20 protein-coding genes are annotated in these 23,399 nt (G+C 51.1%); 11 read left to right on the top strand and 9 right to left on the bottom strand.

Going from position 1 to position 23,399, the window contains the following annotated elements:
• Positions 1-62: 62 nt before the first annotated feature.
• The 3 genes from H6F88_RS21540 to recF all read left to right on the top strand — a co-directional run bounded on the left by H6F88_RS21540 (position 63) and on the right by recF (position 4,592).
• Positions 63-419: an S-layer homology domain-containing protein gene (locus H6F88_RS21540; protein ID WP_190644783.1), complete on the top strand. Its 357-nt coding sequence runs from the start codon at positions 63-65 to the stop codon at positions 417-419.
• Between the two features lie 122 nt (positions 420-541).
• Positions 542-3,370, top strand: a complete 2,829-nt coding sequence (locus H6F88_RS21535) for a cation-translocating P-type ATPase (protein ID WP_190644782.1) — start codon at positions 542-544, stop codon at positions 3,368-3,370.
• A 22-nt stretch (positions 3,371-3,392) separates the two neighbouring features.
• Positions 3,393-4,592, top strand: a complete 1,200-nt coding sequence (recF, locus tag H6F88_RS21530; RefSeq protein ID WP_190644781.1) for a DNA replication/repair protein RecF — start codon at positions 3,393-3,395, stop codon at positions 4,590-4,592.
• 104 nt (positions 4,593-4,696) lie between these two features.
• Here the strand turns inward: recF and H6F88_RS21525 are convergent, their stop codons facing one another.
• The 6 genes from H6F88_RS21525 to cruF form a co-directional block, all read right to left on the bottom strand.
• Complete coding sequence (locus H6F88_RS21525; protein WP_190644780.1) at positions 4,697-5,533, bottom strand: GNAT family N-acetyltransferase; 837 nt, start codon at positions 5,531-5,533, stop codon at positions 4,697-4,699.
• A 6-nt stretch (positions 5,534-5,539) separates the two neighbouring features.
• Positions 5,540-6,508 carry a LysR family transcriptional regulator gene (locus H6F88_RS21520; RefSeq protein WP_190644779.1) on the bottom strand — a complete coding sequence of 323 codons (969 nt, stop codon included), beginning with the start codon at positions 6,506-6,508 and terminating at the stop codon, positions 5,540-5,542.
• A gap of 168 nt (positions 6,509-6,676) precedes the next feature.
• The gene (locus H6F88_RS21515; RefSeq protein ID WP_190644778.1) at positions 6,677-7,972 is read right to left on the bottom strand and encodes an HhoA/HhoB/HtrA family serine endopeptidase; all 1,296 of its coding nucleotides are present in this window, start codon (positions 7,970-7,972) and stop codon (positions 6,677-6,679) included.
• A gap of 440 nt (positions 7,973-8,412) precedes the next feature.
• A complete protein-coding gene (locus tag H6F88_RS21510; protein ID WP_190644777.1) occupies positions 8,413-9,195 on the bottom strand; it encodes a ZIP family metal transporter in 783 nt (260 codons plus the stop codon).
• An 11-nt stretch (positions 9,196-9,206) separates the two neighbouring features.
• On the bottom strand, positions 9,207-10,415 hold the full coding sequence (gene cruG, locus H6F88_RS21505; protein WP_190644856.1) for a 2'-O-glycosyltransferase CruG: 1,209 nt from the start codon (positions 10,413-10,415) through the stop codon (positions 9,207-9,209).
• The gene (gene cruF / locus H6F88_RS21500) at positions 10,415-11,368 is read right to left on the bottom strand and encodes a gamma-carotene 1'-hydroxylase CruF (protein WP_190644776.1); all 954 of its coding nucleotides are present in this window, start codon (positions 11,366-11,368) and stop codon (positions 10,415-10,417) included. Before cruF ends, cruG begins: the two co-directional genes overlap by 1 nt.
• A gap of 281 nt (positions 11,369-11,649) precedes the next feature.
• Between cruF and H6F88_RS21495 the strand changes: the two genes are divergently transcribed.
• The 8 genes from H6F88_RS21495 (at position 11,650) to proB (ending at position 19,729) form a co-directional block, all read left to right on the top strand.
• Positions 11,650-12,870, top strand: coding sequence for a F420-0:Gamma-glutamyl ligase (locus tag H6F88_RS21495; protein WP_190644775.1), 1,221 nt, complete (start codon positions 11,650-11,652; stop codon positions 12,868-12,870).
• A 147-nt stretch (positions 12,871-13,017) separates the two neighbouring features.
• Positions 13,018-14,274, top strand: coding sequence for a GNAT family N-acetyltransferase (locus H6F88_RS21490; RefSeq protein WP_199333733.1), 1,257 nt, complete (start codon positions 13,018-13,020; stop codon positions 14,272-14,274).
• The gene (ruvX, locus tag H6F88_RS21485; protein WP_190644774.1) at positions 14,271-14,693 is read left to right on the top strand and encodes a Holliday junction resolvase RuvX; all 423 of its coding nucleotides are present in this window, start codon (positions 14,271-14,273) and stop codon (positions 14,691-14,693) included. Before H6F88_RS21490 ends, ruvX begins: the two co-directional genes overlap by 4 nt.
• Positions 14,694-14,742: 49 nt before the next feature.
• Positions 14,743-15,393, top strand: a complete 651-nt coding sequence (locus tag H6F88_RS21480; protein WP_190644773.1) for a DJ-1/PfpI family protein — start codon at positions 14,743-14,745, stop codon at positions 15,391-15,393.
• Positions 15,394-15,667: 274 nt separating this feature from the next.
• Complete coding sequence (locus H6F88_RS21475) at positions 15,668-16,267, top strand: DUF3727 domain-containing protein (RefSeq protein ID WP_190644772.1); 600 nt, start codon at positions 15,668-15,670, stop codon at positions 16,265-16,267.
• Positions 16,268-16,459: 192 nt separating this feature from the next.
• Positions 16,460-17,620 (top strand): endolytic transglycosylase MltG, encoded by a 1,161-nt coding sequence (gene mltG, locus H6F88_RS21470; protein ID WP_190644771.1) that lies wholly within the window; start codon positions 16,460-16,462, stop codon positions 17,618-17,620.
• A 146-nt stretch (positions 17,621-17,766) separates the two neighbouring features.
• Positions 17,767-18,312, top strand: coding sequence for a YqeG family HAD IIIA-type phosphatase (locus H6F88_RS21465; RefSeq protein WP_190644770.1), 546 nt, complete (start codon positions 17,767-17,769; stop codon positions 18,310-18,312).
• Between the two features lie 298 nt (positions 18,313-18,610).
• A complete protein-coding gene (gene proB, locus H6F88_RS21460; RefSeq protein ID WP_190644769.1) occupies positions 18,611-19,729 on the top strand; it encodes a glutamate 5-kinase in 1,119 nt (372 codons plus the stop codon).
• Positions 19,730-19,822: 93 nt separating this feature from the next.
• Here proB and H6F88_RS21455 read toward each other — a convergent pair whose 3' ends face one another.
• The 3 genes from H6F88_RS21455 to H6F88_RS21445 all read right to left on the bottom strand — a co-directional run bounded on the left by H6F88_RS21455 (position 19,823) and on the right by H6F88_RS21445 (position 23,235).
• Entirely contained in the window at positions 19,823-20,773 is a 951-nt protein-coding gene (locus H6F88_RS21455; RefSeq protein WP_190644768.1) for a hypothetical protein, read from the bottom strand.
• A 443-nt stretch (positions 20,774-21,216) separates the two neighbouring features.
• Positions 21,217-22,239 (bottom strand): glycosyltransferase family 2 protein, encoded by a 1,023-nt coding sequence (locus H6F88_RS21450; protein ID WP_190644767.1) that lies wholly within the window; start codon positions 22,237-22,239, stop codon positions 21,217-21,219.
• 81 nt (positions 22,240-22,320) lie between these two features.
• Positions 22,321-23,235, bottom strand: a complete 915-nt coding sequence (locus H6F88_RS21445; protein WP_190644766.1) for a YbhN family protein — start codon at positions 23,233-23,235, stop codon at positions 22,321-22,323.
• Positions 23,236-23,399 lie beyond the last annotated feature (164 nt).

Raw genomic sequence — 23,399 nt, 5'->3', positions numbered from 1 at the left:
CTAGCAGATTTCATTCTCTGGCTCTCGATTGGTTTTGAATTGGTACTCCCAGTAAGACAGCGATGAAAGAATTATTTTTGGCTCAAGGACGGTTTTGGATGGCAGTGGCGATCGCCACCAGCGTTAGCTTCATTCCTATTGCCGCCCAAGCTCAGTTCATAAAAGATTCAGGGCAATCGGGTATAGAAGCTGCTCAACCTCGATTTACTAGCCCCACTGCTCCTGCGGTAGCGCAGACTAGTCCAACTAGCGCAACGATTAGCCGCGATCAGGCTCCGTTGCCCCTGAGTGCGGTGTTAGAAACACCAATTGAGCAGTTTGAGCCAGCTTTTGCAGATGTGTCTACCGACCATTGGGCGTACGAGGCTGTAACCCGCTTGTTTTACAGTGGCATTGTTTCGGGCTATGCGACTGAGTAAAATCTAGAAACTTAGCCTGAGTCCAAAACCTCATCCTCCTAGACGAATGCGGCTTGGATTTAGGCACTGTAGTCTACTGTAGTCTACTGCTGCTTCACGGTAAAAAGTTGATGAACTCATCTATGGCTTCGGATTCCCCACCAGATTCGCTTCCCAGTGTTTGGCACAATCTTGAAACTGAGAAAGCGCTGCGGTTGCTTCAGAGCGATCGCCAGACAGGTCTAACCGCTCAGCAAGTTCAAGAACGGCTACAGCGTTACGGTCTAAATGAGCTAGAAGAGCGCGGCGGACGCAGCAACTGGGCCATTCTGGTCGATCAGTTCAAGAACATCATGCTGCTGATGCTGATCGCAGTTGCGATTATCTCAGCCATTATAGACATTCGCAGCGCATTAGCAGAGGGAGTCACACCTGTTCCCAAAGACGCGATTTCCATTTTTGCGATTGTGATTCTCAATGGAGCGTTGGGTTATATCCAGGAAAGCCGCGCTGAGAAAGCCTTGGCAGCGTTGAAACAGCTTGCTTCGCCTAAAGTTCGGGTAATCCGAGACAGCAGAACCATGGATATTGACTCTAAAGAGTTGGTACCCGGTGACTTGATGCTGCTAGAGGCAGGAGTACAGGTTTCAGCGGATGGTCGTCTATTAGAGTCTTCAAATCTGCAAGTGCGAGAAGCTGCCCTCACCGGAGAGGCGCACGCCGCCAATAAACGGGCTGAAATTGAGTTGCCTGATGATACACAGTTAGGCGATCGCATCAACCTGGTCTATCAAGGAACTGAAGTTATTCAGGGGCGCGGCACCGTGTTAGTCACGGGTACGGGCATGAAAACGGAGCTAGGCCGCATTGCCGAACTGCTCCAGTCCGTCGAAAGCGAGCCAACCCCGCTGCAGCAAAGAATGACGCAACTGGGCAATGTCCTGGTTTCAGGTTCGCTTGCCCTGGTTGCGCTGGTCGTGATTGGCGGCTTGCTCCGAGCCGGAAGCTGGGAACCTTTAGAAGATTTACTAGAAGTCTCACTCAGCATGGCGGTGGCAGTTGTGCCAGAGGGCTTGCCTGCCGTTATTACTGTCACCCTGGCACTAGGAACACAACGGATGGTGCGCCGTCATGCGCTGATTCGCCGGCTACCTGCGGTAGAAACGCTCGGTTCTGTCACCAACATCTGCTCTGACAAAACGGGCACCCTCACCCAAAATAAGATGGTGGTGCAGTCGCTCCATACGGTAGATGCTTCCCTGCGCGTCACTGGAGAAGGCTATGACCCCACGGGTGAGTTTTACCATGACAACGAAGTTGCGTCTCCCCAAGACAGACCGGACTTAAAGGCGCTGTTGCTAGCGTGCATAATCTGCAACGATTCGATTTTGCAGAAAGAGAATGGAGTCTGGACAATTCTAGGTGACCCGACTGAAGGCGCCCTGCTAGTCGTTGCCAGTAAAGCTGGACTCGACCGTCACTATTGGACAGAGCATTTGCCTCGTGCAGCTGAGTTTCCCTTCTCGTCTGAGCGCAAACGCATGAGCGTAATCGTGAAGGATGAAGGAAGAGGGGCGAAGGATGAATTGGCTAGCTTTATTCCTGGGGCAGAATCGCTCGTTTTATTCTGTAAAGGATCGCCTGAACTGGTGCTGGAGCGGTGCCAGCAGATTCGCGTGGGTGGACAGGTGCAGCCCCTAACGGAGGCGCATCGCAACCAGGTTTTACAGACAAACAATAATTTGGCATCGCGAGGTTTGCGGGTATTAGGCTTTGCCTACAAGCTGCTTAATCAAGTACCAGCAGAAGGTTCCGATGAAACGACGGAGCAAGAATTGGTTTGGCTGGGCTTGGTGGACATGCTGGACGCACCCCGACCTGAAGTGCGTGATGCGGTTGCCAAATGCCGCACCGCTGGAATTCGTCCAATTATGATCACGGGCGACCATCAGTTGACCGCACAGGCAATCGCCGAAGACTTGGGCATTGCCAAACCAGGCGATCGCGTCCTCACTGGCCGCGAGTTAGAAAGACTAGACGCAGCAGGCTTAGAGCAAGAAATCGATCACGTCAGCGTGTATGCGCGGGTTGCTCCAGAACACAAACTGCGAATCGTGCAGGCCCTCCAGCGTCAGGGCAAAGTCGTAGCGATGACCGGCGATGGCGTGAACGATGCGCCTGCTTTGAAACAAGCAGACATCGGTATCGCGATGGGCATAACGGGCACAGACGTGAGCAAAGAGGCAAGCGATATGGTGCTGTTAGATGACAACTTTGCCACGATTGTCGCCGCTACGGAAGAAGGACGAGTCGTCTACACCAACATTCGTCGCTTCATCAAATACATCCTCGGCTCAAATATTGGCGAAGTGTTGACGATTGCAGCTTCCCCAATTTTGTTGCCGATGGGGGGCGTACCGCTCACTCCACTGCAAATTCTATGGATGAACCTGGTGACAGACGGCTTACCCGCCCTAGCGCTAGCTGTAGAACCAGCAGAACCCAACGTGATGAACCGTCCACCCCACGACCCAGAGGAAAATATCTTTGCGCGGGGCTTGGGACTTTACATGGTGCGAATTGGTATTATTTTGGCAATCCTGGCGATCGCCCTGATGGTGTGGTCATACAACTACAGCCAGCAGTCTGGTGACCCTGAGCGGTGGAAAACAATGGTCTTCACGACCCTTTGTTTAGCGCAGATGGGACACGCGATGGCCATTCGCTCAAACAGCCGTCTCACCATAGAGCTAAATCCCTTCTCAAATCCCTTTATCTTAATGGCGGTTGGCTTAACGACGATCCTGCAACTGCTGCTAGTCTATGTTGAGCCATTGCGGAACTTCTTTGGAACGCACTACCTCAGCCCGTTTGAACTTGCAGTTTGCATCGGCTTTAGCTCACTCATGTTTGTTTGGGTTGAGCTAGAAAAGCTGTTCATTCGCCTATTCTTAAGCAGACGCATGGGCTAAACGCACCGTACACCTTGTAAAAATGTATTTGAAAACTCTCCACCTGCGCCAATTTCGCAACTACCGAGATCAGCAGGTGGAGTTTTTTGCACCTAAAACCATCCTGTTAGGAGACAATGCTCAAGGTAAATCCAATCTTTTGGAAGCTGCCGAACTGCTGGCAACCTTGCGCTCGCACCGGGCAACTCGCGATCGCGAACTCGTGCAAGAGGGGGAAGCTATTGGTCAAATTACTGCCACGCTCGAAAAAGACACAGGCTTAACCGACTTGGCGATCGCCCTCCGCGCTAACGGTCGCCGCACCGTTGCTCTAAACGGTGAAACGCTGCGAAGACAGCTCGACTTTTTAGGCGTCATGAATGCCGTCCAGTTTTCTAGCCTGGATCTGGATCTGGTGCGGGGCGGACCTGGACAACGACGTAGTTGGCTGGATGCTCTGCTCACCCAACTGGAACCCGTCTATGCCTACATCTTGCAGCAGTACAATCACGTTTTACGCCAGCGCAATGCATTCCTCAAACAGCAGCGGAAAGATGGCGATCGCCCAGTTCCAGTTAGCTTTGTAGATGAGGCAGTCCCAGCAGTTGAATCGTTGGCTGAATCGGCTGGTAGTGAGGTGATCCCACCCGATGCAACCCAGCTTGCCATCTGGGATGCTCAACTTGCGGCAATTGGCTCCCGCGTGATTCGTCGTCGTGCCAGAGTGATAGAACGGCTGGCTCCGATCGCCCAATCCTGGCATCAGGCGATCAGCGACAACAAGGAACTGCTTGAAGTAAACTACGCTCCCAATGTTGGATTGGAGCAGGATGATCCCGCTGTGGTGCAGCAGGCGTTTCTAGCAAAAATTCAGCAGCGGGCGATCGCTGAACACTATCAGGGCACAAGCTTAGTCGGACCGCACCGCGACGAAGTGGAATTCACCATCAACCAAACCCCTGCACGGCAGTACGGCTCCCAGGGACAGCAGCGAACCCTGGTACTGTCGCTGAAGCTAGCAGAATTAAAACTAATCGAATCCGTTGTTGGTGAAGCGCCCTTGTTGCTGCTAGACGATGTATTGGCAGAGCTAGATCTGAACCGCCAAAACAAACTCCTGGAAACCATTCAGGATCGATTCCAAACTCTGATTACTACAACGCATCTCGGTTCCTTTGATGCACAGTGGCTTAAATCTTCTCAAATTCTTACGGTTGAGGCAGGAAAAATTTGCCAATCGTGAAACCAGCGATTTCAACCACTGGATGATTAGACATCCTGCATGAATTACTTTTTGAGGCGTGAATGGTAATGTGGCTGCGCTGCACTAACATTCACGCAGGAGGTCTATTGATAAAACGAGTAGTCATACCAATCACACACCGGTTGATAGCCGATCGCCTGATAAACGTGATTGGATGTAGAATTCGTCTGATCCGTAAACAACATGCAGTAATCACAGCCCTGGTCTAGCAACCTCTGGCTGAGTGCCGCTACGCAAGAACTGGCATAGCCTTTGCGGCGATATTCAGGCGGCGTGTAGACAGGTGAAATCCAACCGCCATTGGGTAAAGACTTTCTGCCGCCAGCCATTGAGACGGGCACTCCATCGTGCCAAAGATACAGCGTTTTTTGGGCTAGAGCACGATCAACTGAAGCTTCGGCATTATTTTCAATTTGACCTAATGCTTCAATGTCGAACGCTTTCAACCAGTTGATTAGGAGGGAGCGATCGCCTTCCTCAGCAAGCTGCAAGTATCCACTCGCCTGAGGAATGGACTGTACCTGCACAAGCTGATTTGCCCACAGTTTCAGGCTCAGTTTGTAAGATTGCTGTGTTAAGGCCTGCCACTTTTGGGCAAAGGCAGTAGCAATGTCTGGCAAACTGCTGACACCCGGTAGCGGTTCCTGATGAGTACTCAGGTCTTGAGCAATCAAATCTAATGCTGCAAAATCCCGCACTTGGGACAAAATTAAATAGCGGGGCGAAATCCATACGGCAACAGCAAGAATATCCTCTGCTTCTACGGTTGCCAGGTAAGGAGGGCGAGCGCGAGGTTGAGGATTGTGCAACAGGGCATAGCAGGCTCTCAGCAGCATACAGTGCTGCGCTGTGTGTTGCTCCAGGTGATCTTTTACTCTTTCATAGAAGCGATCGGCAGCCTGAAAGTGGTTAAGCTTCATACAGCTTTAGGCGATCGCCCTCGACACTTTCTGTCGTCGTTCAGAGCTAATCGGCGTAGCTTGCAGTTCAGGCGGATAGAGTTCCTTTAGCGTATCCAGGAAAGCGTACACAGCAGGCGAATGCAGGGCATCTGCCAGCATTACCACCTGGATATGGCGATAGAGCGGCACGGGCAAGGAACAAACTTGAATTTCTGGAGGCAGCGGTTCGGTCGCCAGACGAGGCAGCACCGTTACCCCCAAACCGCGCTCAACCATGCCAACGCTAGTTGAATCTTCCTGAATGTCATAGGCGATGTTGATCGGCTGCCCCAATTCAGCAAAGTGTTGACGAGTCAAAACGGAACAGTAATCTAACTTGGACTGCCCAGAAGTCATGATCATCGGGTAAGTTGCCAGTTCCTCCCAAGTCAGAGGGGTCTCGGGACGCTGCAATTTGGGCGGCAGCAGCACGACGTATTCATCGCGCATTAGCTCCCAACCCTCAAACCCGTCAGTGATTGGCATACAGGTAAAGCCGACATCTACCCGTCCTTCGCGCAGGGCTTGCTCGACCCGATCGTCATCGCGGTATTCAATTGGGGTAGTGGTGATGTCAGGAAAGTAGTGCTTTAACCGCACAATCACTTCAGGCAGGAGACGAGTTGCGACGCTGCGAAACACACCGACGCGCACCTGTCCGCCTTTCAACCCTTTGGTCAGGTTGACTTCCTTGCCGATGACATCCAGCAGCTTCAGCATGTCTTCAGCGTGATCTTTGACCCGTTCGCCAATCGGGGTGAGTCGTGCGCCATGTCGTCCGCGTGAAAACAGGACGACACCTAATGATTCTTCTAGAGCGGCGATCGCATGACTGATTGCTGACTGAGAAACCTCCAGACGCAGGGCAGCTTCGCTAAAATTGCTGACTTCTGCGACTGCAACCAGCGCCCGCAACTGGGAAAGCTTAATTCCGTCCAGGTTACCTGTTCTCATAAAACATCCCCAATTCTGGTTTGATTTTCGCGCAACTGCCCCGATCAATCCAGTCTTTTCCATGAATTTTATTAATGGAAGCTATGCACCTCTTTGTTAGATCACCTCTTTAAGATGAAAGGGCACCCCGCTCAGCGGGGTGCCCTTTCATCTATGGCTCTAATTCGACTATTCAGTCGGAAAATCTCCGGGCTGAACGGTCAGGTTCACCGTTTCTCCATTGCGAAGCACCTGCATCGAGAGGTCTTCACCCACGCTGCTATCTGACACAATGCGCTGCACTTCCTCAGAAGTGGGTACAGCCTGTCCACCAACCTGCTGAATTACATCGCCAGCTTGCAGTCCCGAACTAGCGGCGGGGGAGTTGGGTTCAACTGCAATAATTACAACCCCTTCCTCTACTGGAATCTGCACATCAATGTTGGGATCTTGGCTAAGGCGCTCTTTTAACTCTGGAGTAATGGTCGCCATCTGAATGCCCAGATAAGCGTGTTCAGCTCGGCCCGTTTCAATGAGCTGGTTGGCAATGTCTTGAGCCGTGTTGATGGGAATGGCAAAGCCTAAACCCTGTGCACCACCGATGATGGCGGTGTTCATCCCGATTACTTCACCCCGCTCATTCAGCAATGGCCCACCAGAGTTACCAGGATTGATAGCAGCATCCGTTTGGATGAAGTCTACTCGTTTGTCGGGTACACGCACGTCTGCGCTGCTGCGTCCTGTGGCACTGATGATCCCGGCAGTGACAGTGTTGTCGAGTCCAAGGGGGTTGCCAATGGCGATCGCCCATTCTCCCGGTCGAATCTGCTCCGAATCGCCCACTTTAACGGCGGGTAGCCCGTTCGCCTCAATTCTGATGACCGCAACGTCTGTCACGGGATCAGTTCCCAATACTTCACCGCTAAACTCGCGCCCGTCTTTAAGCGTTACTGTCACCTGGTCAGCACCATCTACAACATGGGCATTCGTTAAGATCAGTCCGTCTGCATCAATTACAAATCCTGACCCTGTTCCCTCCTCGACCCGAGTTGGAGGTGAATTGGGATCGCCCGATTCACCAAAGAATCTGCGTCCAAAAATTTCAGGTATACGAGTACTGACGGTACGCGAAGAATCGATTCTAACCACAGCGGGACCAACTTGCTCAACCGCTGCTGCGATGAAGTTTTGGTTGACTGGGATTAGCGATGCACTGGGAGCCGCCGAGCTGATGGGTAGTTCGCTTGTTTGAGTCTCAAGGGACGGCTGAGCCGGAATGGGCAGCTCAGACCCCACCAAACGATTGCCGATGATGCCAACTCCTGTACCTGCTAAGATCAGCGCCAAGTAGACGGGTGCCTGTCTGAAGGGATTGCGTCTCTTGCGATCGCTAGGTGCATCCGTTGCAACAAAGTCAGAAGCAGGAATTGAATCTTGCAGATCAGTGTCTTGATGGTCAGAGTCGTTGCGACGGCTTATTTTCATAGTCCTCCGGAGTGTGAGATGCTAGCGTGAATAATTGGATGTTGAATGTCTCGTTCAGTTTGTTGCGCTTGCTGAACCGAGATGTAAGGCAGTTCATGTCGTGGGCTAATTTAGATATCTCTGCTACTAGTATCTAAATCTTAGATAGCCTTTGTGACATTGGCATGGCGACCTTACCGCAAGTGGGTGAAGATTTGGCGTAAAGCGGTAGGGCTACCGATGGGACTTTGAGCCGTCTGAGAGATATAAAGGAATCTTGAAGTTTGTCATCTCAACTTCATCTCTGCAACATCTCGATGACAAGTCTGCCTGGTAGTTTTTAATCACAGGTGAATGAATGCTAGGGAGGGAGGCGACCGCTGCTGGCTCTCAAGAAGCCTAGTCTTGATAGCAATACCTTCAGCGATCGCCCACTCCTTTTTTTCCCGATCGAAGGAAGCTCATCCTAGCGTCACATCTAGAAACATCATGATCACGAATCCGACCATCACTCCGGCAGTCGCAGACTTTTCACAGCCGAGGCGATGGGATTCAGGAATAATTTCATCGCTGATCACAAACAGCATTGCTCCAGCCGCAAAACCCATCGCCACAGGAAGGAAGGGTTGAGCAATTGAAACTGCACCAGCGCCAATAACGCCACCCACGGGTTCAACTAAGCCCGTTATCAAGCTAATCAAGATTGCGTCTCGTTTGGAATAGGCCTCACCCAGAAGCGAGATCGCTACGACTAATCCTTCTGGAATGTTTTGTAGACCGATGCCCACAGTCAGGGCAATCGCATTGGAAATGTCATCTCCACCAAAGCCAACCCCAACTGCCAACCCTTCTGGGAAGTTGTGAATGGCGATCGCAATCACAAACAACCAGGCTCGCTTCAGGTTTGCCTGTTTGCTACCCTCTTGTCCTTTAAAGAAGTGTTCATGCGGGAAATAGCGGTTGCTCAACCACAGAAACACGCCACCTAAGACAATGCCAAAAGCCACAATCGTTGCGGCATAAACGGAGCTGTTAATCTGAACAGTGGCAGCTTCTAACCCTGGAACCACTAGCGAAAAGGCTGTCGCTGCTAACATCACGCCCGCACCAAACCCCAACAGGACACCTTGAGCATTTTGGGTGATTCGGGTGAAAAACAGGATGGGCAGTGCTCCTACGCCTGTTGCCAGACCTGCAATCGCACTGCCCAACAATCCAAGATAGAGGGTGGGAAGTTCTAGCATGAGTTTTATGGCTAAGAATAGCTCCGACCGCGCCACTGAGTTGGAGTGCGGAGAGAAGAAAGCAAGATCCGCAGAACTGCTGCCGGATCAGCGAGAGGAGACAACCAGAAAGCCCACTTTCCTTGGGCTGAGGTGCGGGCATAGGAAGGCGCGATCGCCCAAAGCAAAGCAACTCGCATGATTACCAGAGCCGCGTTTAGCGTCAACGCCACCAACACGGGCAAGGAATGAAAGCCTGCCGCCATGAGTGCTGCAAGTCCCAGCAGGTTAATCAGGGGCAAACCTTGGACAGCCAATAGAAATGCTAAGTCACCCCACTTCTGAGCAACGGAGGAGGCATCTTTGAGGTCGAGCGATCGCCCCCATTCACGCCAAGTTTCCGCAACCCCTTCATACATCCGCACCTGCAACAGCTTTGCGCCATCCAAGAAGCCAACTTTTGCGCCCCGGCTGGCAGCATATCGAGCCAGAGTGACATCATCGCAAAATGAACTGCGGGCGCTGGTGTAGCCGCCTAAATCGGTGAGGAGCGATCGCCGACAGAGAAAACATTGCCCATTAGCCATGACTCGCTCTGAACTGTCTGTCGCTGCTCCCGCCGGGCCAAACCGATACACCAGCGTCATCAGCAAAGCAGGCTGAAGCCAAAATTCACCCGAGCTTTTGAGAATAAACTGAGGCGACAGCGAAACCAGGTCATAGCCTTGCTCGGTTGCCGTTGAAACTAGACTGGCAACCAAACCTTTTTGCGGGCGCGTGTCTGCATCAATTCCCAAAATCCACTCGCTGCCCTCGGAGCTAGACAAGAATCCGTTGTGCAGCGCCCAAGGACGACCCACCCAGCCAGACGGCAGAGGATCATCGGTCATTAGCCGAAAACGGGGATCGTGCTGCTGTGCTGCCTTCACCAGATCGACCGTACCGTCCTGGGAGCAGCTATCAACAATAATTATTTCCCGCACTTCGTATCCTTGGTGGCTAAGCCCGTCAAGACAGGGACCAATTCGCTCAGCTTCATTCAAAGTTGGAACCACAACGCTCACCTGACCCAGCAAATCGGGCGTAGGTTGGCAAGGGGAAAGAGGCGGCTGCCGCCCTGGCCCTTGAAGTAAGCGAGAAAGTAGAATGGCGATCGCCGGAAACTGCACCAAAACGAAAAAAAAGGCTACGGCCCCAACCCAAAGGTCAGCAGCAGTAGCCCATACATTTCCAACAATCATCACTTGGCACTAACTCCAACAGCAGCGGGAGGCTGCTTGGGCTTTAGCGATTCCGTCTCACTAACAAATCCGGTAACAGAAATTGCTTCAAGGTCGGCAGTTTGTGATGTGCGCCAGCAGATCACAGCAGGAACCACCCCTAAAACAACTCCCAGAACAACCGGAATCCAGATTCCAGCAGCCAAACTCATCACCGTGGCGAAAACAAAATTGCCCAGGTAGATGACGATCGGCAGATTCAGTTGAGAACGCTGCAAGACGGGCTGTCGCGTGCGCCAAAATAGAGCCGCTACCGTCATAAACACTGCACCTGTACCCATCCATCCAGCAAAGTTTTGGTAGGGCATTCCAAAGAAAGCTCCGGGCTGATGCCAGTACCAGAAGGGCATTGCCGTTTGGCTCATAGCTGGATCAAGCACAAAGTCCCAAGAGGTGAGTAGCAAAGCGCCCAGGGCGATCGCCACAATTTGTCTCAACCAGCCAAACTTGGGCAGCTCACCTGCCGCATTCACCTGACCAATTCCCAACCCGGCACGAGCTAGGAGGTAAGAGGCTAAACCCAGGTAGAACCAGGACAGAGGGATAGTAAATGGCACCAGACCTGCAATTTTGTACCCCAAGCCACTCAAGTAGCTATAGTCGCTAAAAGGAAAGCCAGTGCTAGTTCCCAGTAGCTCACTGCTTAAAGAAATTAGAATTGCTGGCAGCATAAAGACTAGCCAGTTGCGTAGACCCAGCGTGCGATAGGCATAAACCGCAACGGCAATCGTCCCCAGCAAAATATAAACCACACCACCGCCAGCCATACTCCACTGAAAGAGAGTTTGTCCCGCAGGCAGCAGTGAGAGAAATTCAGGATGCGGCATCACCAGCAGCAGCCCTGCCAACCCGAAAGCCATTGCTCCGAGGTGACCAATCAGACAGAAGCGTTCAGCAGTAACCAGTTGCTTCATTACAAACTCTCCAAAGTAGGATGCTTAACGTGAGCTTCCTATTAGTTTACAAATGTTTAAGAAAAATCTGGTGACAGAATAGTACCGCAAAATCAGCAGATTTGTAAATTTCACTTCCTATATTAGGTTGAATATTTTGGAACAGACCCCGCTTCAAAATACTCTGCCTTAGTTGGTATAAGTATCCCGGATTCTATAGACTTGCTAGAGAAACATGATGTGCAATTGGGTACATCTTTGCAAGTACAGTTTCTTCTTATTGCATTTAGCTAGGGATTACGGTGTTTTTAGAAACTATCTTGATTGGGTTAGGAATTGTTGCGCTGCTGCTGGTACTGGGTGCCCTGGCGCTAGAAATTCGGTATCGTCGTCACCCCGGAAACGATCTGGTGATGACCTCGGGCGACTGGAATCTGGAGGTATACGAACCTCATCGCTACCTGCTGGTAGGCGAACCCGAGCTGCCCAGCCGTAGCCCCAGAGTCGAAATCATGGTGTTGGAAGTTGAAGCCGATGTGACGCTGCTTTCAAAGGGAAGCTTGGACGAGATTACTCACACGATTAAAGTCACACCCCGCCATCCCGATACGCCAGCCCGACCGGATGGTTACTGGTTTGGCTACATCATTAAGCGCCACAAGACCACCCGTCTAGAAGTGTCGCTCGACGTTCGTGGAAAAGAGCTAAACCAGCTTCAGGCAGCCTGGGTACGAATTCGCTATTTGACCTACGGTCCACGCGGCAGAATTCCCAAAGTTTGCCATGTGATCGTGCCCCTCAAGTTTCCGGCAACGGAAGATTCACAACGTTGGCGGCCTACGCTTCATGCCGATGTGCTGCCAGTTAAAACTCACCTGCTGACTCAGCTGGACAATCCAGTTGAAATTGTGAAGCGGTATGTGATGCCCCATGCTCAACCTGGAGATATTGTCACGATTGGCGAAACGCCTGTAGCCGTGATGCAGGGACGGTTTCACCATCCTAGTGAAGTGCGTCCGGGATGGGTGGCAAAGCGGCTGTGTTTCTACTTCATGACGACTTCCACGCTGTCTTCTGCCTGCGGAATGCAGACGCTGGTGGATATTGTTGGTCCAGTGCGGGTGGTGTTTGCGTTTGTAGCGGGGGCGATCGCCAAAAAATTCCTTAACCAACCGGGGATGTTCTATCAACTTGCAGGCGAACAGGCACGACTAATTGACGACGTAACGGGTACTTTGCCTCCCTACGATCAGTTCATTGTGTTGGGACCGGAAAACCCGCAGCAAGTGGTGGATCAGATCAAAGCTGAGACAGGTCTGTCTGCTGCGATCGTAGATGTGAATGATCTCAAAGCAGTTAATATAGTGGCATCCACTTCTGGTATTCCAAAAGGTTTACTAGAGCAAGCTTTGGTCAGCAACCCGGCTGGCAACGATGACCAACAAACGCCAGTGGTGTTAATTCGCCCAACTGAAACAGCCGTTAACCCAAAGTCTGCCCAACATTCAAAGCCAACGACTTGAGCAAGATCAATTCTGGGGCTGATAGATTTTGGAATTGCTGTCAAGATAGTAATGACGACTGAATAGTTAACCCTGGCTAAAGGCGATCGCTCACCGATCGTTTTATTAGCGATAGACGGCGTAGATGCAAGTTGGACCTTATATCCCATGACTTCAGCGCTTCCTCAAACCACAAACATTACCGTTCGCCCATTCCAATTCCGGGATTTGGAGGCGATCGCGCATTTCTCGTTGGAAGGGGCCGAGGTCGAGCAGCAAAGCGTCTCCCTCAAGTTGGGGCAACGCCTCCAGCACCTTCGTCGCTGGTATGGACTACTCAAGTTTCTCAGCCTATTTCCCAACCCACTTCAGCATCTCTTCTCAGCCTACGTTGCTGAGCAAGGGAACCGAATCCAGGGAATTATTCAAGTTTCGCCATTTAACCGCACGCGCAGCACCTGGAAAGTTGATCAGGTCGCGGTTGAGGCGATCGCTCCCGCTAAGGGCGACCAACCGCTTTCCTCAGACATTGGCTCACAGCTATTGCGCTACTGCTTCCAGGCAATTTGGGAAGCGCGAACCTGGCTGATTGAGGTAGATGTGAATGATAAGTCTGCCCTAGCGCTCTATCGCCAAAACGGATTTCAGTCTTTGGCAGAGATGACCTATTGGGCGATCGCCCCAGAGCTACTCGAAGCTCTGGCAGAGCGCGAACCTGACCTGCCTAACTTGCTGCCTGTCAGCAATGCGGATGCGTCTCTGTTGCACCAGCTTGATACGGCCTCCATGCCGCCTCTGGTGCGTCAGGTATTCGACCGCCAAATTTCAGACTTCAAGACGAGCCTACTGGGTTCCTTCTACTACGGCATGACCAACTGGGTTAGCCACACCGAAGTGATTAGCAGCTATGTGTTTGAGCCGCAGCGCAAGGCCGCTATTGGCTACTTCCAGATTAAGCTTTGCCGTGATGGAAGCCGTCCTCACGTGGCGCAGCTTACGGTTCACCCGGCTTACACCTGGCTCTACCCAGAGCTGCTGTCACAGATGGCGCGAATTGCTCAGGAATTCCCAGCTCAAACGTTGCGGCTAGCTTCAGCAGACTACCAGCCAGAACGGGAAGAATATCTGCAGCAAATTGGGGCCAGCCGCACTGAGCACACCTTGATGATGTCGCGCTCCGTCTGGCATAAACTGCGCGAGGCAAAGCCTGTCTCTCTCGAAGGGCTACACCTCTCCGAGGTACTGCAAGGCTTCCAGCCTGCTCGCAAGCCTGTTCCCAGTCGCATTTCTTTGATTAAGTCAATTCCGCCGCTGCCGCAGCCTGGATCTGGGCAACCTCCATCAGCCTCACCTGCTGATTCCCCATCCTCAAACTCGGCAGACAATACTCTGCCCGATCTACCCGATAGTCCTAATCTAGGATGATCTCAGCGCTGGGACTAGATGTCGGCAAAAAGCGAATTGGGGTTGCAGGCTGCGATCGCACAGGGCTAATCGCTACCGGACTAATCACCATCGAACGCCGTTCTTTCCTGCAAGACGTAGAGCAGTTTCGCTGCATCGTTGAGGAACGTGAGGTGCAACTGCTCGTTGTTGGCTTGCCCTACACGATGGATGGCTCTATAGGGTTTCAGGCAAAACAGGTGCAGAAGTTTGCCAGTCGGCTGAGTACAGCACTTCAGCTTCCTGTGGAATACGTAGACGAGCGGCTGACTTCCTTTGAGGCAGAACAGGCTTTGCTGGCAGAAAATCGCTCCCCTTCGCGCAACAAAGCTTTAATCGACCGTAAAGCCGCCGCCATTATTTTGCAGCAATGGCTTGATGCGAGACGCAATTCTCAATAGGACCGTTTCGGTATAGTTAGGGTACAAACAAAATTCAATCAGGCTAGTTATGGTTCAAATACAAATCATTGTCTTTGATGGATTTGATGAGCTTGATGCGATCGCTCCCTTTGAAGTTTTGCAGACTGCGGCAGCAATGGGGGCTGACGTGCAGGCAAAACTGGTTACTCTAGACGGATCCACGGAAATTGTTGCAGCCCACGGCTTACGAGTTCAACCGGGGGCAAAGCTCAGGGATCAACTAGACATTTTGATTGTGCCAGGTGGAGGTTGGGGAGACCGGGCCAAGCAAGGAGCATGGGCAGAAGCCCAGAGCGGCAAGATACCCGCAGCAATTTCTCAGTTGCACCAGAGCGGCACAACAATTGCTTCAGTGTGTACAGGTGGGATGTTAGTTGCCAGCGCAGGACTGCTAAGAGGACGTCCAGCCATTACTCACCATGTGGCGATAGAAGAGTTGAAAGCCATGGGTGCAGAAATCGTCAATGCTCGTGTTGTAGATGATGGCGACATCGTCACAGCAGGAGGCGTCACTTCTGGCATAGATCTGTCGCTGTGGTTATTGGAACGATATCTTAGCCCTCAAATCGCTTATGAGGTAGAGCAAGAACTAGAGTATGAGCGTCGGGGTGTCGTATGGCAACAGTTAAAAACGCCCTCCAAAACGCCCTCTAAAGGGAAACTGGAGCTTCCAAACTAGCCTTCCTACGCTAGAGCCTAGTCACCCAGCAAATTACCCAAAATCACGACAAACTTGTTTTAACCTTCTTGCTGAAACGCATGAGTGGAGATAACTTCTGGGAGAGGGCGAGTCAAATCAGCCCAATTAGAATTGTTCAGGGAGTGAAACGGATCTAGTCATGCTGTAAAGTTTTTTGTGGCGGGGCTGTAGTAATACTCCTTGCCGATCGCTCTCATCCTGAAATTCAGGGAGCAGCATACAGCAAGACGCAAGTTGTGATCAGAGGAATAGCATGACCGATTCAGATATGAGCAGAGAGAATCCGGGAATGGATGCAGACGAGGCAGACATCGACGCACCAACCGTCAGCTTGACCGATGAACAGGGGCGATCGCTGCTTTGCTATGTCGAACGCTCTTTGGAAGTTGAGGGTAAAGAGTACGTGCTGCTGATGCCCGTTGACAACCCCATTGAGATTTTTGCTTGGGAAGCAGACGAAGAAGATGAGGATGAAGAAACTCTGATCGATATCGAAGATGAGGAAATTGATGACATCTTCCCAACTGCACGAGCAGTTTTGGCGGAGCATGACCTCACCCTCAACCGCTCAGCGCTAACTTTGACCGCTAGCGGCGAGCTGCCAGCGGCCACCGAAGATGACATCATTACCTTAGACATTGGTGAAGATGAAGCCAACCTGGACTCTGAGCAGTTTCAGCTTTTAGCAAACTTTTATTACGAAGAGCAAGAATACGCTGTTTGCACGCCGCTTGATCCGCTTTTATTTTTTGCTCGGATGAATTCGGAGGGCAATCCTGAACTGCTTTCGCCCGAAGAATTTCAACTGATGCGATCGCAGTTAGAAGATCAGCTATTTGACGATTTGGAGTAAGTTTTTCCTTTAAGCGCAGAAATGAGTGGCGATCGCCACTCCCTCTATTTTCTATATCCTATTTCCCAAATTGGGGTAAGCGCTCTTTTGGGGTGATGGCTCATAGCAACTTCACCCCCCCTCACTCACGTCATTCTTCACTAGGCTTTACGATGAACGATTGATCTACCCATTCTCAAACCACAAGATCTCATGACAGTCACCCAGCGCATCTCCAAGTGGTTCTTTTACCTGATTGTTTTTCCTGCGACGCTCGGTCTGTGTGGATGGCAAGGTTGGGTTTGGTGGAGTTGGGCAAACGCGCCCGCAGATGCTGCAACCGAACAGCCTGCTACAGCTGAACAGCCTGCTACAGCTGAACAGCCTGCTACAACTGAACAGCCTGCTACAGCCGAACAGCCTGCCACAACTGAAGCCAAAACAGTTCAGTTTCAAATTCCAGAAGGCACGTCAGCTCAACAGATTGGGCAAGACCTTGAAGCTGCAGGCTTGATTCGTTCTACAACGGCCTGGAATTTGTGGACTCGCTGGCAAACGTTGCAAAATCGTGAGGGTGGCTTTTTAGCTGGCACTTACGCACTATCACCCAGTGAACCGATGGAGGCGATCGCCAACAAAATCTGGCGGGGAGAAGTCGTCCAGCTCAGCTTTACCATTCCTGAAGGATGGTCAACTAAGGAAATGGCGGAATACTTTGAAGAGCAAGGCTTTTTCACTGCTCAGGAGTTTCTAGCTGCGACTCGGCAAGTTCCGCGTGACCAATATCCCTGGCTACCCCGGCAGCTTCCCCTTCTAGAAGGGTTCCTTTATCCCGACACCTACCAGGTTGAGGATGAGGTAACACCTGAATCTGTGATTAACCAGATGCTAGACCGCTTTGAGCAGGTTGCCCTACCGGTTTATCAGCAGGGGCAAACGCAATTTTCCTTGCTGGAATGGGTGACACTCGCTAGCATCGTCGAACGAGAAGCAGTAATCAGCGAAGAGCGTCCTCAGATTGCCAGCGTATTCGTCCGTCGCTTGCGAGAGAATATTCCCCTAGGAGCTGACCCCACGGTTGAATATGCCCTTGGCATTCGCCAAACTCCAGAGCAACCTTTAACCTTGGACGAGGTCAACACGCCATCTCCCTACAACACCTATGTCAACACAGGGTTGCCCCCTACGCCGATTGCCAGTCCAGGTGTGTCTAGTCTGGAAGCTTCTCTAAACCCAGCCGATACGGAATATCTCTTTTTTGTCGCCCGCTATGATGGGACTCACGTCTTTAGCCGTACTCTGGCAGAACATGAAGCTGCCCAAGCTGCCATTCAAGACGATATAGCAGCTCAGCAACAAGGCAGTGAAAACTAGCTACCGCAGGAATCTGTGGGGGCCAACTGCAGGGATCAACAACCAAGTGTATCCAAACCCATCTAAGATTGAGACGGAGTAGCCCTGGTATCGCTTAGGGCATCTTCAACCAAGAGGGCAAACGTTATCTGAACTTCAATCCTTTTATGTCCTGGGGCAAACTGTTACAACCTGATCTAATTTTGGGAGACTCGATTTTGAGTTTGTCTCCTAAGCTGTTACAGCATTACAACCTGAAGGGGTTGGTGTTGGACGTAGACGAAACCCTGGTACCCATGAGTGCTGCCGAAGTTTCAGAAGAACTACGGCAGTGGGTCGAGGAAATTCGCCCATCGGTAGCGCTGTGGCTGGTCAGCAATAACCTGAGTCAAAACCGGATTAGCCGCATTGCTCAGTCGCTTAACCTGCCCTACATTTTGGGCGCACGTAAGCCTTCTCGTCGCAAGCTGAGGCAAGCCGTCGAGGCAATGGATATTCCAGTCGAGCATGTGGCAATGGTGGGCGATCGCCTCTTCACCGATGTTCTGGCAGGAAATCGGCTGGGGATGTTTACGGTTCTGGTTGAGCCAATGGTCAACCCGGCTAAAGTTGCCCGGCGGCACCCAGTGCGAACTGTAGAAGTTTGGCTTTCGCAAATCTTAGGAGCTTCTCTGACTCAGCAACATAACTTTACAAAACCTGATGAATTCTAAAGAATATAAATATAAAGAAAACCTTAAAGCAAGCAGGACAATCCAATTTTTCTGGCATTCTACTAATAGATTAAATGGGGTCAGCAAATATAAAGACCCTAGCCCATAAATCCCTATGAATACTCTGTAGAGCGCCAGTCCGGCTTTTGTAGGGCTGGCGCTTTGCACATTGGGAGACTTAACGCTGTACTAAGGGACTAGGACTGAGCAGAGGGCTAAATTCCCAAAGTGTCAGAGGTTAGTGAAAAATGAATAGCAGATCGTTAAGTGTTCGTTACAAAAGTTTTACTCCACTCTCATGAAGGCAGCCCAGACTTTAGTCATCAAAATCGGTACTTCTAGCTTGACTCAAGCGGATAGCGGCTATCTCGCACTCTCTACGATTGCGGCTTTAGTAGAAACGCTCAGCCAACTGCGTCGCCAGGGGCACCAGGTGATTTTGGTATCATCGGGTGCCGTTGGCATTGGCTGTGCTCGACTCGGCATGAGCGAGCGCCCCCGCACCATAGCGATGAAGCAAGCTGTCGCTGCTGTCGGTCAGGGAAGACTGATGCGGGTCTATGACGATTTATTTACCTCGCTCCAGCAGCCGATCGCCCAGGTGTTGTTAACTCGCAGCGACCTGGTGCAGCGCAGCCGCTATGTCAACGCTTATCGCACGTTCCGCCAATTGCTAAAGTTGGGAGTGGTGCCGATTGTCAATGAGAACGATACGCTAGCTGTCGATGAGCTAAAGTTTGGCGACAACGACACGCTTTCAGCGATGGTGGCGAGTTTAGTGGAGGCAGACTGGCTGTTTTTGCTTACGGATGTTGATCGCCTCTATTCTGCTGATCCTCGATCCAATCCTGACGCTAAACCGATTAGTCTGATAGACAAATTTGACCAACTGGAAGCACTCAATGTGGAAGTGGGCGATCGCGGCTCTGCGTGGGGCACAGGTGGCATGGTGACAAAGATTGCAGCCGCCCGAATTGCCGCAAATGCTGGAGTTCGCACGGTGATTACAGAAGGGCGATCGCCCCACAACATCGAGAAAATCCTTCAAGGAGAAGCCTTGGGAACCCAGTTTCAGCCACAGCCACAGCCATTCAACGCTCGAAAGCGCTGGATTGCTCACGGACTGGTGCCTGCCGGAAAGCTGTATCTCGATCCGGGTGCGGTCACTGCCATTTCTCAGGCAGGCAAATCACTCTTGGCAGCCGGGATTGCTGAAGTCGAGGGAGAGTTTCAGAGCCAGGATGCTGTGCAATTGTGCGATCGCAGCGGACAGGAGGTCGCTAGAGGCATCGTTAATTACAGCAGCAGTGAGCTACAAAAAATTAGAGGAGTTCACTCCGATAAAATTTCAGGGATTTTGGGTTATTCAGGCGCAGAAACAGTAGTTCATCGGGACAACTTAGTTTTGAATACCTAATGCAGCTTCAATCCGGTTACCTTTTTAACAGAAACGGAGGGAGGGCTAAGCCCTCCCTCCGTTTCTGTTACTGAATTAAGTGCCTACCGATCTTTAGAACGCGCCAAAGTTGTAGCCAACACCTAGCATCAAGCCTACAGCCGGATTGTCAAACACAGTTGCATTCACAGCAGCCGTTGCAGTAATCCGGGATGTGATAGGCACATCTACCCCGCCTGAAAGTAGGAAGTCAACGCTACCATCATCTCCGGTAGAGATTGCAACGCCACCTCCAACATAAGGAGAAACTCGAAGACCTAGTTCTCCTGATACATCCTCTGTTACGTCGGTTACACCAGGGATAAAGTCAAACGTGACGGGAACCAAAATGGTTGGATCATCGGAGAACAGGACAGCCGGACGTACAGACAAAAAGCTGGTTAAACCAATTTTGCTGAAGACGGCAAAACTACCTTCACCGAGGGCTGTGTCTCCATCACCAAGCCCGATGTTACCACCAACACCAAGGTAGCTAGGACCAGACCGAGTTGAGCGACCGGGTGTAACACTCTGAGCAACTTGCTCAGCAGCGGGTTCAACGCTAGTTTCTTGTTCTTCAACGGTCTGACCGTCAACCATCTCGGGCTGTTCGGTCAAAGCTGCCGCAGAAGTTGAAGCTGTACTGTCTTCTACATACTCTTCGGCTACAGTCACAGATTCAGCCGGAGTTGCAGTGGAATTAGCTTGCTCCGTTTCAGGAGTCGCCGTGATTACTGGCAGTTCTTGAATGTCTGCCAGTTGAACTTGCGCTTCAGTCGTTACATCTAGTGCAGTTACATCTGGTGCAGTCAGACTTTCGCTGTCAGCAGTCACAGTCTGCTCAGGTTGAACGGGGGCGATCGCCAACCCAGGTTGAGTTTCTACTGCCTCTACTTCGCTTGCAGGCTGCTCACTCACAACATCAACCGATGCAGAATCTACAGTATTAGCCTGCGCAACCAGTGCATTGGAAACAAGGGCTAAAGCAGCAAGACTCAGCGAGACAGAAACATGTCTAAATAGCATGATGTTTACACTCACTCCTCAATGGTTCTTAGAAATTAAATGTCGATGCAGTCCAATCTCAGGTAGGTTGCCGTCTTCGACTTACACAAGTGCCTCGGAAACAGAGTAGTCAAGATCAAAAAATACTCAGGTAAACCCATCGGTGAACCACCTGGTAGTTTGGACGTAAAAAGCCAGTTTTTGAGCCTTTATGTACAAATTTGATATTATTCAGACACTCAGTAGCAAACAATAAGCACTGGTATAACCTGGGGCAAACGCCAGAGAATGGAACAGACTCTATCCGCCAATTTAGGAAATTATGGCGGTATATGCCACCAGTCTTGAGGCATATATGCAAATTTCGGTCGCAAAAGTCCAATTCTTTGCAAATTACTCTGGATTTTTAAGACTTACTAAAAATCTGATCGCTTTTTGATCACTTTTCTATCCAGTACTTTTTTCTACACAGTACTTTTGGAGTTGCCGACGGGTTCGATAACTTCTCTGACCCGATAAATCGGGCGACCCTGAGACTCATGGTAGGTTCGCATAGACAACTCCGCCAACAGCCCAAAGCTAAATAGCTGAACTCCAGTGAGGAACAGCACAACCGCCAAAATTAGGAGGGGGCGATCGCCAATGCTTTGATCTAGCCCCAGCTTGAGAAAACTGAGGTACACACCCAACAGAATTCCTAACGCCATCGAAACCAAACCAAACCAGCCAAACACATGCATTGGGCGGGTGAGGAATTTTTTCATGAAGAAGATCGTAAACAGATCCATCAACACGCGAAACGTTCTCCCCAAGCCATATTTACTTTGGCCAAAGCGACGAGCATGATGGCGCACAGGCATTTCTGTGATCCTGGCTCCTTCGATAAAAGCCAGCGCGGGCAAAAAGCGATGCAGTTCCCCATACAGGTTCAAATCGGCGACCAATTCTGAGCGGTAGGCTTTGAGCGAGCAGCCATAGTCATGCAGCTTTACGCCAGTCACTTGCCCAATCAACCAATTTGCTATTTTGGAGGGCAGCAAGCGAGTTAGGGCTGCATCCTGCCTGTTTTTGCGCCAACCGCTAACCAAGTCATAGCCTTCCTCTAATTTCGCCACCAGTTGCGGAATGTCTGCTGGATCATTCTGCAAATCTCCATCCAGCGTAATTAACACGGCACCCCTAGCGTAATTAAAGCCAGCCGCCATAGCTGCGGTTTGTCCATAATTTCGCCGCAAAACCACCACGCGTAAATCTTTTCGCAACTTTGCCTGCTGGTAAAGCAACTCCGTCGTGCCGTCGGTAGAGCCATCGTCTACACAGATAATCTCATAGGAAAAATGATGGTCTTTGAGAATTTGCGAGACCTGATCCAGCAAATGGGGAACACACTCTACCTCGTTGTAAATCGGCACGATGATAGACAGGTCAAGCTGTAGCGCTGACGCAGATCGGTCGCTATGGTAGTCGGGATGCAGCACTGTTTTCATGGACACTCACTCACACTCAAACTGAATACTCACACTTGATCGCTTGCAATCGTTCTCTAGAAGTGTCGCCGTATGGCTAAGCTATATTCTACGGCTGTAGAGCCAGGCTATTCCTGCACCTGCTAGTTCTGCTAAGAGGCTCACCAAGCGGTAGACTGCGACTGCACTGACGACCATTGCAGGTGGAAAGTGGTTATCCAGAAGGGCGATCGCCGTTGCTTCAAAAACGCCAATGCCACCGGGTGCGCCAGGAATTATCAATCCTAGCAGCCATGCAACGCTAAAAGCACCTAGCAATAACGGAACTTGCTCCCAAGCGATCGCAGTCAGCGCCATCACCGTGAAACAAAAGCCTGCGCCTCGAAGCCCCAGAAATATTAACTCTCCCAGGAGTGGCAAGAAAGGATAATGCTGAATCGGAGGAATAGCCGGAGCAGGATTTTCAGTGCTATCAGCATCAACTTTTGTCTTGGGCTTTTTCAACCGACCGACTAACCGAATTGCCGGATTCAAGCTTCGGGGATGCACCGCAACTAGCACCACGCCTAAACCAAGTAATTGCAAACCTTTGTAGGCTGCCGAACTGCTGACCAGCGCAACAATCAGTGCCGCTGCCGCCATCAGCAGCGGTTCTAGCAAGACGCTCAAGCTAGCAATTTCTAAAGGAATGCCTGCGGCTTTAGCAGCCCAGGCGCGTCCATAAAAGTGCCAGACGTTCCCCGGTAAATATTTGGCAACGTTCGTTTGCAGGTAAACTCGGCTGCTCCAAAAGCCAGACACTGGATGATTTAACCCTGCTAAAATCCATCCCCATACCCAACCCGTCCAAACATGCGCTAGCAGCGTGATAGTGAGAGCGATCGCCAAATATCCCCAAGCTTCTGCTCCTACCCGAATGGATGCAACCTCCTGCCAATGATCCCTCAGGGTTTTAGCAATGAAAAATAGCGTCCCACCCAGGATGAACCAGCGGAGGTAAGGTTTTAGTTTTTGCATGAGGGGAGGGAGAAAGAGGGAGGTTAGGGATTAGGGGGTGCGGAGTACTTTATGCAGAATCCGTTTCGTAAAGAAGAACTATTGAGTGTACGAGCGAAGGATTCGGCAGAAGAATTGTGCTTCAGTGGCAGAGATTGTCACCGAATGCTTCGCCCCTATAGATG

Origin of the sequence: Oculatella sp. FACHB-28 (assembly GCF_014696015.1) — a bacterium.
Lineage (GTDB): Bacteria > Cyanobacteriota > Cyanobacteriia > Elainellales > Elainellaceae > JAAUTN01.
This window is presented reverse-complemented; position numbering and strand designations above follow the sequence as displayed.

Coding starts and splice junctions, on each gene's coding strand:
- H6F88_RS21540 (WP_190644783.1), top strand. CDS start 63: ATGAAAGAATTATTTTTGGCTCAAGGACGGTTTTGGATGGCAGTGGCG.
- H6F88_RS21535 (WP_190644782.1), top strand. CDS start 542: ATGGCTTCGGATTCCCCACCAGATTCGCTTCCCAGTGTTTGGCACAAT.
- recF (WP_190644781.1), top strand. CDS start 3,393: ATGTATTTGAAAACTCTCCACCTGCGCCAATTTCGCAACTACCGAGAT.
- H6F88_RS21525 (WP_190644780.1), bottom strand. CDS start 5,533: ATGAAGCTTAACCACTTTCAGGCTGCCGATCGCTTCTATGAAAGAGTA.
- H6F88_RS21520 (WP_190644779.1), bottom strand. CDS start 6,508: ATGAGAACAGGTAACCTGGACGGAATTAAGCTTTCCCAGTTGCGGGCG.
- H6F88_RS21515 (WP_190644778.1), bottom strand. CDS start 7,972: ATGAAAATAAGCCGTCGCAACGACTCTGACCATCAAGACACTGATCTG.
- H6F88_RS21510 (WP_190644777.1), bottom strand. CDS start 9,195: ATGCTAGAACTTCCCACCCTCTATCTTGGATTGTTGGGCAGTGCGATT.
- cruG (WP_190644856.1), bottom strand. CDS start 10,415: ATGATTGTTGGAAATGTATGGGCTACTGCTGCTGACCTTTGGGTTGGG.
- cruF (WP_190644776.1), bottom strand. CDS start 11,368: ATGAAGCAACTGGTTACTGCTGAACGCTTCTGTCTGATTGGTCACCTC.
- H6F88_RS21490 (WP_199333733.1), top strand. CDS start 13,018: ATGACTTCAGCGCTTCCTCAAACCACAAACATTACCGTTCGCCCATTC.
- ruvX (WP_190644774.1), top strand. CDS start 14,271: ATGATCTCAGCGCTGGGACTAGATGTCGGCAAAAAGCGAATTGGGGTT.
- H6F88_RS21480 (WP_190644773.1), top strand. CDS start 14,743: ATGGTTCAAATACAAATCATTGTCTTTGATGGATTTGATGAGCTTGAT.
- H6F88_RS21475 (WP_190644772.1), top strand. CDS start 15,668: ATGACCGATTCAGATATGAGCAGAGAGAATCCGGGAATGGATGCAGAC.
- mltG (WP_190644771.1), top strand. CDS start 16,460: ATGACAGTCACCCAGCGCATCTCCAAGTGGTTCTTTTACCTGATTGTT.
- H6F88_RS21465 (WP_190644770.1), top strand. CDS start 17,767: ATGTCCTGGGGCAAACTGTTACAACCTGATCTAATTTTGGGAGACTCG.
- proB (WP_190644769.1), top strand. CDS start 18,611: ATGAAGGCAGCCCAGACTTTAGTCATCAAAATCGGTACTTCTAGCTTG.
- H6F88_RS21455 (WP_190644768.1), bottom strand. CDS start 20,773: ATGCTATTTAGACATGTTTCTGTCTCGCTGAGTCTTGCTGCTTTAGCC.
- H6F88_RS21450 (WP_190644767.1), bottom strand. CDS start 22,239: ATGAAAACAGTGCTGCATCCCGACTACCATAGCGACCGATCTGCGTCA.
- H6F88_RS21445 (WP_190644766.1), bottom strand. CDS start 23,235: ATGCAAAAACTAAAACCTTACCTCCGCTGGTTCATCCTGGGTGGGACG.